We start from the raw sequence: 14259 nt of genomic DNA, 5'->3' as shown, positions 1-14259 counted from the left end.
TAATTTGGCTAATATCGGCTTGCGAACTATTCTCGGCAGCTAGACCGCGTTTTTGACGCGGACGACGGTGATTTTGGCAAAGCCTTCTTCGAACGCGGGTGGCTTGAGCTTTTCTGCCATTTTGCTCATCATGTCGTCGCTGACGGAGCGGTCGCGCTGGCGGTTGCGCTCAAGGCAGACCTCGAATGGAACGTCGAAGAAGACGGCCTGAACTTCGTAACCGAAGCTCTTGGCCATCTTGATCCACTGGCGGCGCTCGTGGATGGAGAGGTTGGTGGCGTCAACGTAGTTCCACGGCATTTTTGCGATGAGGCGGGCGCGCAGCATGGAACGGAGCGTGGAAAACACGAGGCCCTGAAAGCGCTGCTCTTCCACATCATCAAAGAGGATGTTGCGGAGCAGGTCACTGGAGAGAGGTGTGACGCCGCGGCGGTTGAACCAGGTGGTCTTTCCGGAGCCGGGCAGGCCGATGGCGAGCACGACGTAGCCTTTAGGCGCCAGCGCCGAAGCCTGCGCCTCGGGCGCGGCCAGGGGCGTAATCTCGGGCTGGGTTTCGACTTCTAGCCGGCCGGGAGCGGGAGATCCCCAATCCTGCGGTGGGCGGGGCTGGCTGTGGCGCTGCGATGGGGCAGGAGCAGCGGAGCGCGGAGCGGCGGCAGCTTCGTCCGGGTAATGGGGCACGAGCGGAGCCAGCTGGTTGGAGGGAACTTCCTGGCCGATCTTGCCTGTGGATTCGGAAAGGTTGGGTGCGCGTCTGGTGCGTCTTCTCATGCGGGTTTCAATCCCTATTTTCGAGCAGAATCAGAGAGGATGTGTCCTTCTGCTGAATCTTTATCAAGGGTCGCCGCTTCCCTGTTGGTTCCATCCCATCAAGCTGAATCGCTCGCTGGAGACCGCCGGGGCCGTGTCGACTCGAACATTGTAACTATTGGAATACAGCATTTCCAGTTCCGCTGTAATACCTTTGGAGATACCATAACTGCCTTGGGTGCTGCAAATTGCGGATGGTATACATGGCATCCCATTCAGATGAGGTGCCTCAGGAAGGATGTACTTTGCATGAATTTGCGGCCTTGCTATGCGCCGCGCATTTGGGACGGCAATGTCCCGGATGGTAGCATCAAGGGTTTGGTGGAATTGCCTGCTGGGAGCACATTCAGCTGGTCTTTATCTGAATTTTGTGTCTGCCGAACAAAGCTGCTTCATCCATTCCGTTTTTAACACGCTACCCGAGGAGATATTGCACATGGCAGTGAAGGTTGGCATTAACGGCTTTGGCCGTATTGGCCGCAACGTTTTGCGCGCCGCGCTTGGAAACCCCGAAATTGAATTCGTCGCCGTCAACGATTTGACTAGCCCGGCGACGCTGGCTCACCTGCTCAAGTACGACTCCATCCTGGGCAACCTGCCGCACGAAATCACCGCCGGCGAGGACTTTATCACGGTCGACGGTAAAAAGATCAAGGTGTTTTCTGAGCGGGACCCCGCGAAGCTGCCCTGGGCTGAGACCGGCGCACAGGTCGTGGTTGAGTCGACCGGCTTCTTTACCGACGCCGTGAAGGCCAAGGCGCACCTGGGCGAGACGGTGAAGAAGGTCATCATCTCCGCACCGGCCTCCAACGAAGACATTACCGTGGTTCTGGGTGTGAACCACGATAAGTACGATCCGGCGAAGCACAACGTGATTTCAAATGCGAGCTGCACGACGAACTGCCTGGCGCCTGTGGTGAAGGTGCTGATCAAGGAATTCGGCCTTGTGAGCGGCATTATGACCACGATTCACAGCTATACGAACGACCAGGTGATCCTGGACACTCCGCACAAGGACCTGCGCCGCGCGCGCGCTGCTGCTCTGAGCATGATTCCCAGCTCGACCGGCGCTGCCAAGGCGCTGAAGCTGGTCATTCCTGAGACTTCCGGCAAGCTGGACGGCTTTGCGATCCGCGTCCCAACTCCGAATGTGTCGATCGTCGATCTGACCTTTATCAGCGAGAAGACTACCGATGCGAAGGCTGTGAACGCCGCGCTGAAGGCTGCGAGCGAGGGTGAGCTCAAGGGCATTCTTGGTTATGAAGAGCATGAGCTTGTGAGCTCGGACTTCAAGGGCAACAAGCTGTCGTCGATTGTGGACGCACCGCTGACCAAGGTGGTTGGGCAGAGCGTGAAGGTGCTGAGCTGGTATGACAACGAGTGGGGCTACTCGAACCGCGTTGTTGATCTAATCGGCTTCCTGGCCTCGAAGGGGCTGTAAAAGATAGGGATCAGTGGTCAGAGATCAGGGATCAGCAATGCTGATTTTCTGATATGACCGCTGATCCCTTTTTCGATCTCTGAAATCCGACATCTGATCTTATGCGCAAAAATATCAGCGGCAGTTCTCCGTTTGAGCCGATCATCGGCTTTTCCCGCGCTGTGCGCGTGGGCAATACGATTCATGTTGCCGGAACTGGTCCGGTCGGCGCGGATCATGAAGATGCTGCCGGCCAGACGCGACGCGTTTTCGCTATTGCTGAAAAGGCTCTCTCCGATGCCGGCGCTTCATTCCGCGACGTTGTTCGCACCCGCATGTATCTCACGCGTGCGGAAGACTGGGAAGTTGTTGGCCGTATTCATGGTGAATTCTTTGCCGAAACGCGTCCTGCGGCTACGATGGTGATCGTGTCCGGGTTTATTAATCCCGCGTGGCGCATCGAAATTGAGTTCGATGCAGTTGTCTCCGATTCCTAGCTTTTTTGAAAGGTTCCTTCTCATGTCCAAGCTCTCGATTCGCGATCTCGATTTGAAGAATAAGCATGTGTTTATCCGCGTGGATTTTAATGTGCCGCTTACCGAGGACGGCTCCGCGATTACGGACGACACACGCATTGTGGCCACGCTGCCGACGATTGTCTATGCGCTGCGGCATCATGCAAAGGTCATTCTTGCCTCGCATCTGGGAAGGCCGAAGGGCAAGCCGAATCCGAAGTATTCGCTGCGCCCGGTGGTGGACCGGCTGCGCGAGCTGCTGGACAAGGAAATTGGATTGGGCATGAATGTTGCGTTTGCGCCGGATTGCGTGGGCGAGATTGCCGAAGAGCTGGCGCGGCAGCTTGAGTCTGGGCAGGTGCTGTTGCTTGAAAACCTGCGTTTCCACGCGGAAGAAGAGGCGAACGATGCGGGGTTCTCAAAGCAGCTTGCAGCGCTGGCTGAGGTGTATGTGAATGACGCCTTTGGATCGGCGCATCGTGCGCACGCTTCTACGGAGGGGATTACACACTTCCTGAAGCCCGCGGTTGCGGGGCTGCTGATGGAAAAGGAAATCACGTATTTGGGCAAGGCTCTGGAGTCGCCGGAGAAGCCGTTTGTGGCGATTATTGGCGGATCGAAGATCTCAGGCAAGATTGACGTGATTAACAACCTGCTCGACAAGGTGGACACGCTGGTGATTGTGGGCGGAATGGCCTACACCTTCCAGCGCGCGCTGGGCGTTACGACCGGCGACTCGCTTGTGGAAGAGGACAAGATCAGCGTGGCGAAGGAAGCGATTGAGAAGGCCAAGGCAAAGGGCGTGAAGCTACTGCTGCCGGTGGATAACATTCTGGCTGATAGCTTTTCTCCGGATGCGAAGACGCAGGAGTGGGATACGAGCAAGAACTTTCCTGCTGGCTGGCAGGGGCTGGATGTTGGGCCGAAGTCGATTGCCGAGATCGAGAATGTTGTCGATACCGCGAGGACGATTGTGTGGAATGGCCCGGCTGGCGTATTTGAGTTTCCGCAATTTGCGGTGGGAACGAATGCGATTGCTTACGCTGTGGCTGCGAACAGCGATGCGACGTCGATTATCGGCGGGGGCGACTCCGTGAGCGCGATTAACCAGGCGGGAGTGGCGGACAGGATCACGCATATCTCCACTGGCGGCGGCGCGAGCCTGGAGTTTCTTGAAGGCAAGAAGCTGCCGGGTGTGGAAGCGCTGACGAATAAGTAGCTATGCTGTGCTGGACCTCACAATCCGTTGGGTCCGGCACAGTTTCTCCAGAACAATGCGGCAAATACATGGCGGCGATTTCTCCCCGTCATGTATTTGCCGTTGATTATTTTCGGCCTTGTAGCGCTCTCATTTTGCACCCTCGCCATTAAAGGCCAAGCTTGTTTTTTGCTACAAGCTAATGTAAGATTTCCTTACTTCCTTACTTTGGAGCCTAACCATGCTCGCCAAGCTCACCGTCAAAAACCAGCTCACGCTGCCGAAAGCAGTCACCAGCCGCTTTGAGGGAATCGAGTATTTTGAGATCGCGACGGACGGCACGAGCATCACCTTGCGTCCCCTGCGCCTCAGCCGCGCCGATGAGGTTCGAGCGCGGCTCGACAAACTCGGCATCGGCGAGCAGGACATTGCGAATTCAATCGCCTGGGCGCGGAAGCCGCGGTGAAGGCTCCCAGGCACCTGCGTGTAGTTTTCGATACCAACACAGTCCTATCGGCCCTGCTCTTTTCGCAAGGCAAAATCGCCTGGCTCCGAGCCTTCTGGCGCGAAGGGCGTTCCATCCCACTGATTTCAAGTGCCACGGCCTCTGAGCTAACGCGCGTGCTCGCCTATCCCAAGTTCGGTCTCTCAACTGACGACTGCATAGAGTTGCTCAGCGATTACCTGCCCTTCTGCCAGACCGTCATCATTGCGAAAGCCTGCCCCGTGAACTGCCGGGACAAAAACGATCAGCCTTTCCTCAATCTCGCTCACAGCGGCCGGGCACATGTGCTCGTCACCGGAGACAAGGATCTGCTGGCACTTGCCGGAAAAACGAGTTTCGTCATCGAATCGCCTGAGAGCTTCCGACAGCGAATCTCCGGAATCAAACCATAGCATCCGTTGCCTGAAAGCATTTCCGCTTCACTGGTTTTGCTCTAAGATACTTCCGAACCCAAACGCTCTATATCCTCAGCCGGAGAAGCAAAATGGACTACCACACGCGGGTCTTATCGAAAGACGAAGAATTTCCCTCGCTAGAGGAACTGGTACAGCAGCTTGGCGAGCACCATCCTACGTACAGACTGACCGTTGAGGAGGGAGGCGAGGAAGAATGGGAGAGTCTTTTGCTCTCCGGGAGCGACGGCTCTGAAGTAGCGCTGATCGAACGGAATCCAGTCTTTGATGGCTCCGTTGGACAAGATGAGATTGCCGATTTTCTTGAAGATATCGAAGGCGCCAAACCCGAAAGCGGCGCCGAGTGGCTCAAAGACTACTTGTCCTCAGTCAAAACAGTCTATTCCTTCCAGCATTTGCAAGCTGCGGATACGGAGGAAGGCGGCAATGCTCTCCATGCGCTGCGGGCCGCTATCTGGGAACGTGGAGATGCCATCATCCAGGCTGACCTGGAGGGCTTCACCAATGAAGAGGGATTTCACATTCTGTGGCAGTTTTCTGACTCCGTCTCCGGGCCCTGGAACATGGGTATCCTTCAGGACGATACCTGGTATCACTTCAGAATGGATTTGGGCGATCCGGCTCACCGCGCTGCATTTCTGGATGGCGAAATGCCGGCTGATCTATCGGTCATTCGACCTGCTGGGCCACGGGGTTGAACCCCGTTTACTCCATTGCATCTTGTACTTTGAAGTAGCCCTGCACGGCAAGGTCTAGCAGGGCACGGTCTGCGGTCACCAGAGTTGCGCCGAATCTGCGGGCTGTGGCGACGAGAATGCGGTCAGCAGGATCAAGGTGCATGTCAAATGGTAAGCGCGTGCTGGCTACGGCGATCTTCGGCTCCAACGGAACTAGACTTACACCGGGCTTTGCAAGTACCTCATTGACCCAATCCATCACATCGGAGCTTAGCAAAAGCCGCTTTTTGCTCACCAGCAATGCGATTTCCCATGGGGTGATAGCCGAAACGAGCACCTGATTATCGAGCGATCCCAGACGCACTGCTTCTCTAGTAGCGGTGCCGATTTTCTGACTGCCTTCCACATACCACACCAATGTATGAGTATCGAGAAGCATTAATTCCACTCGCGCTTCATCAGCTGCCGTCATTTCATCGCGTCCCATTCGATATCAAGTGGAGAAATGATGTCGCCTTCCCAAAGCACACTCCCCTTCATGGAGCCAAACAGTTCAGTTTTCTCCGGCTTTATCGGATTCACTTCCGCGACTGGCTTGCCATGCTTCGTGATAACAAGCGTCTCACGCTTTTCGGCCACTTCGTCCAATAGTTTGAGACATTTAGCTTTGAATTCTCCGGCCGCGATTGTAATAGACATGGCAAATCCTCCCATGGTCTCTGACTATGGTCAAATTCTAGCACAATTGCGATTTTTAGACGGTTGGCGGACGGCACCGCCCATCACACAATGCAGCAATTCGATCGCCTAAAATTGAAGCTGAGGACCGCTGAAACATGTCACGCAAAGCTCTGATTGCCGCAAATTGGAAGATGTATAAAACGCCTGCTGAGGCCAAGGCGTTTATTGAGGCATTTTTGCCGCTTGTTGCCGCTCATGACCGCGATGAGATTGCGGTATTCCCTTCTCCGGTGCTGCTGCCCGGCGTGGTTGAATCTCTCAAGGGATCTGCTGTGGCAGTTGGAGCACAAAATATTTATTTTGCGGAGGAGGGCGCGTTCACCGGCGAGACTTCCGTGTTGCAACTCAAGGCCGTTGGCGGTACGCATACGCTGATTGGGCACTCCGAGCGGCGGCAGTATTTTGGCGAAACAGACGAGATTGTGAACAAGAAGCTGCACACGGCGCTGAAGCACGGGATTGTTCCGGTGGTGTGCATTGGCGAAGTGCTGGAAGAACGCGAAGTAGGCGAGACGGCCGATGTACTTAAGAGACAGTTGGCAGGCGCATTGGCGGGCATCACGGCGGAGGCTGCCGCTCCGATTGTGATTGCATACGAGCCGGTGTGGGCCATTGGCACAGGCAGGACGGCGACGCCGGAGATGGCTGTAGAGGCACACAAAATCATTCGTGCCGAGGCAGCAAGGCTGCTGAACGCGGAGATTGCGGCCAATATGCGGATTCTCTATGGCGGCAGCGTGAAGGTGGACAACTGCAACAGTCTGATTGGGCAGGAAGAGATTGACGGCGCGCTGGTGGGAGGCGCAAGCCTGAAGGCGGAATCGTTTGCGGCGATTGTGAAGTATTGATTTGTCTGGAGGTTTGAGCGGCGGCAGGAGCAGATTCTCCTGCCGCCGAGTTATTTTCCGAAGAGTCTGCTGAAGAATCCGCGATTTGCTGACTTGTATGTGTCGTAGACGCCTTCGGGCTCAGGCTGCTCAGCCAGCGTCTCACCAAAATATATGGCGCGCGGATTTTCCATGCAGAGCCGGTCGGCTGTCTGCTGCCCGTATTGCGACTGCAGCGCCTGATAGGCCCTGGACATGGAGGGTGAGCGCCGTTCGGCGCTGTGGGCATCGCTGGCGATGATGTGAACCCAGTTCTTCTTCAGAAGCTCATGAGACATTGCCTGTGCGCGCTGGCCAAAACGGCCCAGAAGCGAAGACCCGGTGATCTGCACCAGACAGCCGAGACGAATCCACTCGGCGATTCGATGCGGATCTTTCTGCAGGGTAGGATTGCGCTCCGGATGCGTAATGATGGGCACGACGCCCGAGGCCGTCATCTCGTAAAAGGTTGCGGCCATATTCGCTGCGATACCGAAATCAGGAAACTCTACAAGAAGGTACTGGTTGCCGTTGATGGTAAAGCGCGAGCGATCCTTGTAAAGATTATCAATGTTGTCGTAGGAGAGATGGAAGTCACAGCCGAGACCGAGCGTGATGCGACCGCCCAGGCGCTCATTGAGTATTTCCCTTCTCTCGCGGTTCAGATCGGGATTGAATTTGTATTTGTCGTTGGAGTGAGGCGTGCAGACGATGTGCGTTACGCCTTCCGCAATGGATGCCTCTGCAAGTGCGATGGAGTCTTCAATTGTTTTGGGGCCGTCGTCAATGTCAAACAAAAGATGGTAATGAATATCAAACACGTCAAGACTGCTTTCCGCTCAGAATTTACTGCCAGCCGGCGATGCCACGCACTGATATGGGCCCTTAAAAACTTCAGATCGTAGCATTGACGCCGGGAACTTTACAACATGAAAAAGTTTGATCTCTACGGCAGGGTTCGGCAACTGGCAGGATTATGATAACTTCCGGTGCTGCTTCCGGTCGTTGGACGCTCCAAAACTGAAAATAACAACCACATAGGAGGACCATTTTGGTTACCCGGCGTGAATTTCTCGATACCCTCGCAACAGGCGCTGCAGGACTTGCCGTCAGCTCGACGGCCCGGAGCTACAGTCAGATTCTTGGAGCGAACGACCGGCTAAACTTTGCGGTTATTGGATTAAACGGACGAGCCGGCGCGCATCTTTCCTCGCTGAAGGCGAATAAAAACGCCGCTCGCATTGCCTATGTTTGCGATGTGGACTCAAATACCCTGGCGAAATTTTCCGCGGATACGACGCGCGAAATGGGCGAGACGCCGAAGACGGAGCGCGACTTCCGCAACATACTTGCGCTCAAGGAAGTGGATGCCATCACGATTGCCGCACCGGACCACTGGCACACGCCGATGGCGATTCTGGGCCTGAAGGCCGGCAAGAACGTGTATGTGGAAAAGCCGTGCAGCCATAATCCCGCCGAGGGAGTGATGCTGGTGGCAGCGCAGAAGAAGTACGGCAAGGTGGCGCAGATGGGCAATCAACAGCGCTCATCCCCACACACGATTGAGATTGTGGACAAGATACACAACGGCCTGATTGGAAAGACATACCTTGCGCGCGCCTGGTATGTGAATACTCGTAAATCCATTGGCGTGGGTAAGGCTGCGCCTGTCCCGGCGCAGCTTGATTGGGATCTATGGCAGGGGCCGGCGCCGCGCCAGGCATACCGCGATAATGTTCAGCCATATAACTGGCACTGGTTCAGGACATGGGGGACGGGTGAAACGCTGAACAATGGCACGCACGAGGTGGACGTGTGCCGCTGGGCGCTGGATGTGGATCTTCCAGAGAGCATCAGCGCGTCTGGCGGGCGATATCACTTCAAGGACGACTGGCAGTTCTACGACACGCTGGTGACGAGCTTTAACTATCCCGGAAAGATGATTACGTGGGAGGGTGCCTGCTGTAACGGAATGAGAATTTACAGCCGCGACCGCGGATCCGTGATTATGGGAACCACTGGCAGTGTGATTGTGGACCGCGATGGCTACGAGGTTTATGACCTGAAGGGCAATAAGACCGGGGAGTTCCGCGTAGCTAAGGACCGGACCGCGTCCACCGATACCGTGGGGCGCGACTCCATGACGGACGCGCATTTTGCCAACTTTATTGCGGGAATTCGCAAGAGTGAAAAGCTGCATTCGCCTGTGGCTGAAGGCAACGTTGCGGTGACGATGCTGCAGCTTTCGAATGTGGCGTGGGAGCTGAACCGCGTGCTGGAGCTGGATCCGGCTGACGGCAAGGTGCGCCATGACCCGGAGGCAATGAAGAGCTGGACCCGTACCTACGAGCCTGGCTGGGAGCCGCGCGTCTGAACACACGCGGCTTCCCTGCTTGCTTGAACCACAACCGAAGTGATTTTTTTTAGCCCAACGGGAGAATATGAAAAGCACATCAGGATTTAGCCGCCGGAGATTTGTTCAGGCAGGAGCGCTGACGGCTGCAAGCTTTGCTGTTTCCAGCGCGAAGACGATAGCGGCCGAGCCACGGGTAGCCTCTGGCAAGCCTGCACCCATCAAGCTGGGACTGGCCAGCTATACGTTTCGCAACTTTACCCGGGCGCAGATGATTGCGTTTATGAAACAGCTCAATGTTACGGAGCTGAATGCGAAGGATGTGAAGGATCATCTGCCAGTCGACCCTGCGGGAGAGGCTGCGGCGCTTACAGATTACGCGGCGAACGGCATCAAGCTGCATGCGGCCGGCGCGATTTATTTCCGGAAAGATGAAGATGACGACGTTCGCGCGCAGTTTGAGTATGCCAAGCGCGCGGGGATCAGCGTGATTGTTGCCGGAGACCCGACGCCCGAAACACTGCCACGCATTGAGAAGTTTGTGCGCGAGTATGACATCCGCATCGCCATTCACAATCATGGCCCGGAAGATAAGGTTTGGCCCTCCCCACTGGATGTGCTGAAAGCCGTGAAGGGCATGGATCCGCGCATGGGATGCTGCATTGATATAGGGCACTGCGTACGCGCGGGCACCGATGTGGTGGAGGCGATTCATGCTGCCGGTCCGCGCCTGTTCAATATGCACACGAAGGACCTGACGAACTTTACGGATAAAGACAGCCAGGTGGCCGTGGGCGACGGCAAACTGCCCTTCCGCGAGATCTTTGAGGCTTTGATTGCTATTCGCTATCCGGGCTTTGTCGATCTGGAGTATGAAGTGCACGGGGACGATCCCATGCCAGGAGTCATAGCCAGCTTTTCTTACATGCGCGGGGTGCTGACCGGGATGGGATATATGCCCCGGAGCGCGTGAGCCGGTAACGGCGGCGCAGACGCTGCTGCACACTACCAGTCCGTGGCGAAGGCCTTCTCAAGCTTGGTCTTCCCCGTGGCCGCCCCATCCCATTCGCTGGCAGTCTTCTTGCGCCCCATGTCTTTTGGATTGATCAACTGGTGCGCGAGAGGCGCCTGGCCCAGGACCTGCTCAATGTCCTTCGTATCCGAAACCACATTGTGATCGCTTTTCGCAACGAGCCTGATGCTGTCGAAGTCCGGAGTGAGCGTCTTGTGGCCGCCTGAAGCCAGAGCCGGCGTTGCCTCCGGGTCTACTCTTTTGAGCCTCTCCACGGTGCCACTTTCTTTCACATATGTGCTTGTCAGCGGATTATTCTTACCGAGATATCCCCGGCAGCATGTCCAATACATGTGCCACTCCGCTGACGGTGACAGCATCTCGAGAAATTTAAAGATCGACGAGAGTGATACGTTTGTTCTTCCCCTTGGGTAGATGACGTAAGGATTGGTGCATCCAAGCGGGTGCGCCGTTTGCCTGTCGAAGAAGGCCTTGATCTTTGTGTCAACTACGGGATCGATATCGGCGCGCTCTCCGCAAAGAAAGTGCTCCGGGATCTGGTCCTTGGGAACGGAAGCGTTTAGTTCCGCGGTGAGCTCTCCAGCCAGGAAAGCATAGCTCAATCCGTTGGAGACATCGCCCAGGTGCCCGAGCCAGTGCATTGTCATACGATCAGGCACTTCAATGGACTTGTTATTGGAGACCCGGCCATGTCCGATCAGGTACACAACTTTGCTCATAGTGCGTCGTTCTCCCGCTAGATTCGATGAGGGTTTTTGTCCGAGCTTTCAGGTAGAAAAAAGCTTACACGAACTCTGTTTGCCGCGAAAGTTTTCCGTAAGCGCGAATGAGCAGGAGCTAACAGTACGGCCTTTTCACTACCGCGGCCAGGACTGCACTTCCCGGATTATTGGCAGCATGACATCCACTGGATTTTCAGTTTCCGTGGCGGCGACACTTGCTGTCTGATCCGTGAGAAGCCGCGGCAAGCGGCTGATGGTTACGTGTAATGGCGCCATCGACTCATTCACATCAGCGCATAAGACCTCACCGGCGACCTTGGCCATGGTGTATTCCGTCATGCCGCGAGGGCGTTCCTCCACGGCAACCGAAGAAGGATAAAAGAGTGAGAGTCCGGGCTGCAGAGGGCGCAACGTGCGGATCAACTGCCAGAATCCGTTCACATAGATCTCTTCAAATTCCCTGAGGCGATTTGCGGTAAACATCTCCGATTGTGGGCGGAAGATAGAAGGCGTGGCAAAGTAATAGACATGAGAAGGTATGTGAGCAAGCGACGTCAATTGCTCTGAAGCTGGTTTGCCGGCGTTGTAAGGAAGCGTATCGCACGTGCCGCCGGCAGATCGAATTTGATGAGCCACTCTTTCTGCATCATCTTTTCCATTTTTCCAGGTGATCAGAACATGACCACCGCCGGCAGCGATCAACTTTGCTGTCAGCTCACCGAGTCCGCGAGAGCCGCCGATAACAAGTGCGGTGCTCCCGGCGAATTCTCCCGGCGAAACCAGGCCCGCAAGCGATTGCATTGAGGCCTGTTCTACTGGTGGCAGACGCGCGGTGCAATACGCAGTACCGGTCAGTCCGCCTCCGGCGATCTCCAGTTCGAGCGAACGGAAACGCTCGTCTGCCTGCGAAACGTGGAAGTCGAGGAAGTTTTGCGCGCTGGATTCTGTGCAGGCCTTGACTGACAACTCACTGTAAATGGAATGCAGTCCGGGACAAACCATGCCGACGAGGCATGTACTGGCCGCGAGAGACGCAATGCGTTGCGCTCCCAGCCATTGCGTAGCGGAGGGAAAGGATGCCTGCGCGTCTTCAGGCTTCATGCGGAATGGAAGACGGCCAGAGAGGCCGGCCATCTCTTCGAACTTCAGATCGGATGCGGAATTTGGAATTACGATCAGCGGTAATAGTGCGTCGGAGATGGATGGACATTCGGCAGCAACGTCGCCGAATGTTACGTTGAACTTTGACCGCGGAATGCCATCAACGGCTACGTGTAACCGCGCGCCTTTGGGACTGTACTCGGCCAAAATCACTTCGACCGGCTCATCCAGGTATACAAACTTATTGAAGTGGACACGCAGATTGCGGAGTTGGGGCCGTTCCGGAAGCGCATGGGCGAGTGAATCAAGTGCCCACAGGAGTAGATGTATACCGTGGACCACCGGTGCGCCGGCCTGAGTACGACGCGCCTGCAGAGCATCCATATGCATTGGGTTTGAGTCGCCCGAGATGGATGCAAATCGTAGTTGATCGTCGAGAGTAAACGCTCGCTGCGCCAGGCTTTTCACGTTATCTTTTTTCCCCTAATAGCGATGAATGAAGATTACAGCTAGCAAACTGATTTGAAACCTTGACCGCAGGGAATAGGCTAAAAAGCCTTATAGACGATACCCGGCGCAGGTTGGCTCAATAACGCTGTGAAGAAGAGAGCAGCAAGACCCAGCGCTGATGCGTAGACCACACGAGCATAGCGACTGGTGAGCATGGGACCATCGCTTGTTTTGAGCGACAGCAACGCCGCGCGCGTAATCTCCCAAAGAGCCAGCAGGATGGTAGCAGATAGCCATATTGCGGCCCAGACGCCAAGCCACAGCGCTGGACTGAGCGCCGCAAAAATGCCGTGAATCTCTTTCGAGTCTCCCCAAAACCAGATAAGCGTGAATGCAAACCAGGAGAAGTTAAGGCCCCGGCCAAATGCGCGATAGGCAGGATTCTTTGCCAGATTCTTATAGCTCTTGCGGCCCATTGCCTGAGTCAAGGCTACCTGCCAAAGCTTGTTTACTGAAACTCCAAGGCCGGTTAAGAGGCCGTAGATCACAAACTGCGATGTACGCCCATGCCAGATACCCACCAGGAAAAACGTCACAAAGAAACAAAAGACACCGAGGAAAGGCTCGATCGTCAGCGACGAAATTCGACGCATCAGCGCAAGCAGCAGAGGGTTATAGACGTAAGACTTAAACCATGACGACAGCGTCATGTGCCATTGACTCCAGAAATCGATGACGCAGGCAGCGCTGAACGAACGATTGAAGTTCTCCGGCAGAGTGATTCGCATCAATCTCGCGATGGCAATGACGAGATCAATGTAACCCGAAAAATTGCAATACAGGAATAGAGGATATAGAGCGAAGAGTCGAGCGGCGGCATACAACTTCAGATTAAGCGGCATCATTTCGCCCATCTGCAAGATTGCATCCTGCTGATATGCCTGCAAAAACATGGCAAGCACGTTGACCTTGAAGAAGCCACGCACGAGGCGTTCTAACTGCAGACCGACAATGGCAGCATTGAGCGGAGGAGGTTCATTGGTCAACTGGTCGCGGACGAAGTCATCGTAGCGCTGGATGGGACCGGAAACGAAGGTTGTGAAGTTCAGCGTGTAGAGAAGATAGACGCCGAATCCGACATGCCTCTTCTCGACTCCGTCTCCTGATTCGATCAACAAGTGGAGTACACGAAAAAAGATGTAAGAGAGGCCAAGCGTGAAATACGGAAAGTGAAGAAAGCTCTGTTCAGGCAAAAACGTATACTTCTTGAGCCACACATACGCAAAGACGATTGCCAGAATGCTCCATACCATCAGCCTGGCCCATCCGTGCTCAAGTGCCATGAGGCATCCATAGCCCAGCAGTAAGAAGCCCGCCAGCGGCAAAAGAGACACAGGGTCATGCGTCAAGAGACCGATAAAAACGAGACTGGCAACAAAGAGCACCACCGAGCGC

The 14259-nt window shown here is 55.4% G+C and carries 16 protein-coding genes; 9 read left to right on the top strand and 7 right to left on the bottom strand.

What is annotated here, in order from left to right:
* Nucleotides 1–39: 39 nt before the first annotated feature.
* On the bottom strand, nt 40–771 hold the full coding sequence (locus VO84_RS01290) for an ATP-binding protein (RefSeq protein ID WP_082661597.1): 732 nt from the start codon (nt 769–771) through the stop codon (nt 40–42).
* 475 nt (nt 772–1246) lie between these two features.
* Between VO84_RS01290 and gap the strand changes: the two genes are divergently transcribed.
* The 6 genes from gap (at nt 1247) to VO84_RS01260 (ending at nt 5559) form a co-directional block, all read left to right on the top strand.
* Entirely contained in the window at nt 1247–2251 is a 1005-nt protein-coding gene (gap, locus tag VO84_RS01285; RefSeq protein WP_058185460.1) for a type I glyceraldehyde-3-phosphate dehydrogenase, read from the top strand.
* Between the two features lie 101 nt (nt 2252–2352).
* Nucleotides 2353–2727: a RidA family protein gene (locus VO84_RS01280; protein WP_058185459.1), complete on the top strand. Its 375-nt coding sequence runs from the start codon at nt 2353–2355 to the stop codon at nt 2725–2727.
* Between the two features lie 22 nt (nt 2728–2749).
* On the top strand, nt 2750–3964 hold the full coding sequence (locus VO84_RS01275; protein WP_058185458.1) for a phosphoglycerate kinase: 1215 nt from the start codon (nt 2750–2752) through the stop codon (nt 3962–3964).
* Nucleotides 3965–4184: 220 nt separating this feature from the next.
* A complete protein-coding gene (locus VO84_RS01270; protein WP_058185457.1) occupies nt 4185–4409 on the top strand; it encodes a hypothetical protein in 225 nt (74 codons plus the stop codon).
* Nucleotides 4406–4840, top strand: coding sequence for a putative toxin-antitoxin system toxin component, PIN family (locus VO84_RS01265; protein ID WP_157439655.1), 435 nt, complete (start codon nt 4406–4408; stop codon nt 4838–4840). Before VO84_RS01270 ends, VO84_RS01265 begins: the two co-directional genes overlap by 4 nt.
* 92 nt (nt 4841–4932) lie before the next feature.
* Nucleotides 4933–5559: a hypothetical protein gene (locus VO84_RS01260; protein ID WP_058185456.1), complete on the top strand. Its 627-nt coding sequence runs from the start codon at nt 4933–4935 to the stop codon at nt 5557–5559.
* Nucleotides 5560–5566: 7 nt separating this feature from the next.
* Here VO84_RS01260 and VO84_RS01255 read toward each other — a convergent pair whose 3' ends face one another.
* Nucleotides 5567–6025, bottom strand: a complete 459-nt coding sequence (locus VO84_RS01255) for a type II toxin-antitoxin system VapC family toxin (protein WP_197413852.1) — start codon at nt 6023–6025, stop codon at nt 5567–5569.
* Nucleotides 6007–6237: a type II toxin-antitoxin system Phd/YefM family antitoxin gene (locus tag VO84_RS01250; RefSeq protein ID WP_058185455.1), complete on the bottom strand. Its 231-nt coding sequence runs from the start codon at nt 6235–6237 to the stop codon at nt 6007–6009. The genes VO84_RS01255 and VO84_RS01250 overlap by 19 nt, the downstream gene beginning before the upstream one ends.
* A 137-nt stretch (nt 6238–6374) precedes the next feature.
* Here VO84_RS01250 and tpiA point away from each other — a divergent pair, with 137 nt between their 5' ends.
* The gene (tpiA, locus tag VO84_RS01245) at nt 6375–7127 is read left to right on the top strand and encodes a triose-phosphate isomerase (RefSeq protein WP_058185454.1); all 753 of its coding nucleotides are present in this window, start codon (nt 6375–6377) and stop codon (nt 7125–7127) included.
* A gap of 50 nt (nt 7128–7177) precedes the next feature.
* On the opposite strand, the gene VO84_RS01240 is transcribed toward tpiA, so the two are convergent.
* Nucleotides 7178–7966: a tyrosine-protein phosphatase gene (locus VO84_RS01240; protein ID WP_058185453.1), complete on the bottom strand. Its 789-nt coding sequence runs from the start codon at nt 7964–7966 to the stop codon at nt 7178–7180.
* 230 nt (nt 7967–8196) lie between these two features.
* Here VO84_RS01240 and VO84_RS01235 point away from each other — a divergent pair, with 230 nt between their 5' ends.
* Nucleotides 8197–9519: a Gfo/Idh/MocA family protein gene (locus VO84_RS01235; protein WP_058185452.1), complete on the top strand. Its 1323-nt coding sequence runs from the start codon at nt 8197–8199 to the stop codon at nt 9517–9519.
* A gap of 67 nt (nt 9520–9586) precedes the next feature.
* Nucleotides 9587–10471, top strand: coding sequence for a sugar phosphate isomerase/epimerase family protein (locus VO84_RS01230; protein ID WP_058185451.1), 885 nt, complete (start codon nt 9587–9589; stop codon nt 10469–10471).
* 32 nt (nt 10472–10503) lie between these two features.
* On the opposite strand, the gene VO84_RS01225 is transcribed toward VO84_RS01230, so the two are convergent.
* From VO84_RS01225 to VO84_RS01215, 3 genes are all read right to left on the bottom strand, one after another.
* Nucleotides 10504–11250, bottom strand: coding sequence for a hypothetical protein (locus VO84_RS01225; RefSeq protein WP_058185450.1), 747 nt, complete (start codon nt 11248–11250; stop codon nt 10504–10506).
* Nucleotides 11251–11388: 138 nt separating this feature from the next.
* Complete coding sequence (locus VO84_RS01220; protein WP_058185449.1) at nt 11389–12822, bottom strand: SDR family NAD(P)-dependent oxidoreductase; 1434 nt, start codon at nt 12820–12822, stop codon at nt 11389–11391.
* Between the two features lie 80 nt (nt 12823–12902).
* The gene (locus VO84_RS01215) at nt 12903–14147 is read right to left on the bottom strand and encodes an MBOAT family O-acyltransferase (protein ID WP_197413851.1); all 1245 of its coding nucleotides are present in this window, start codon (nt 14145–14147) and stop codon (nt 12903–12905) included.
* Nucleotides 14148–14259 lie beyond the last annotated feature (112 nt).

The sequence above is a fragment of the Occallatibacter gabretensis genome (assembly GCF_001449115.1).
Lineage (GTDB): Bacteria > Acidobacteriota > Terriglobia > Terriglobales > Acidobacteriaceae > Telmatobacter > Telmatobacter gabretensis.
Note: the sequence above shows the minus strand (reverse complement) of the source record. Positions and strands in the feature narration are given on the sequence as shown.

Excerpts from the sequence above, each read along its gene's own strand:
- VO84_RS01250 (WP_058185455.1), bottom strand. The coding sequence starts at position 6,237 with ATGTCTATTACAATCGCGGCCGGAGAATTCAAAGCTAAATGTCTCAAA.
- VO84_RS01225 (WP_058185450.1), bottom strand. The coding sequence starts at position 11,250 with ATGAGCAAAGTTGTGTACCTGATCGGACATGGCCGGGTCTCCAATAAC.
- VO84_RS01255 (WP_197413852.1), bottom strand. The coding sequence starts at position 6,025 with ATGGGACGCGATGAAATGACGGCAGCTGATGAAGCGCGAGTGGAATTA.
- VO84_RS01215 (WP_197413851.1), bottom strand. The coding sequence starts at position 14,147 with ATGGCACTTGAGCACGGATGGGCCAGGCTGATGGTATGGAGCATTCTG.
- VO84_RS01280 (WP_058185459.1), top strand. The coding sequence starts at position 2,353 with ATGCGCAAAAATATCAGCGGCAGTTCTCCGTTTGAGCCGATCATCGGC.
- VO84_RS01270 (WP_058185457.1), top strand. The coding sequence starts at position 4,185 with ATGCTCGCCAAGCTCACCGTCAAAAACCAGCTCACGCTGCCGAAAGCA.
- VO84_RS01290 (WP_082661597.1), bottom strand. The coding sequence starts at position 771 with ATGAGAAGACGCACCAGACGCGCACCCAACCTTTCCGAATCCACAGGC.
- tpiA (WP_058185454.1), top strand. The coding sequence starts at position 6,375 with ATGTCACGCAAAGCTCTGATTGCCGCAAATTGGAAGATGTATAAAACG.
- VO84_RS01260 (WP_058185456.1), top strand. The coding sequence starts at position 4,933 with ATGGACTACCACACGCGGGTCTTATCGAAAGACGAAGAATTTCCCTCG.
- VO84_RS01230 (WP_058185451.1), top strand. The coding sequence starts at position 9,587 with ATGAAAAGCACATCAGGATTTAGCCGCCGGAGATTTGTTCAGGCAGGA.
- VO84_RS01275 (WP_058185458.1), top strand. The coding sequence starts at position 2,750 with ATGTCCAAGCTCTCGATTCGCGATCTCGATTTGAAGAATAAGCATGTG.
- gap (WP_058185460.1), top strand. The coding sequence starts at position 1,247 with ATGGCAGTGAAGGTTGGCATTAACGGCTTTGGCCGTATTGGCCGCAAC.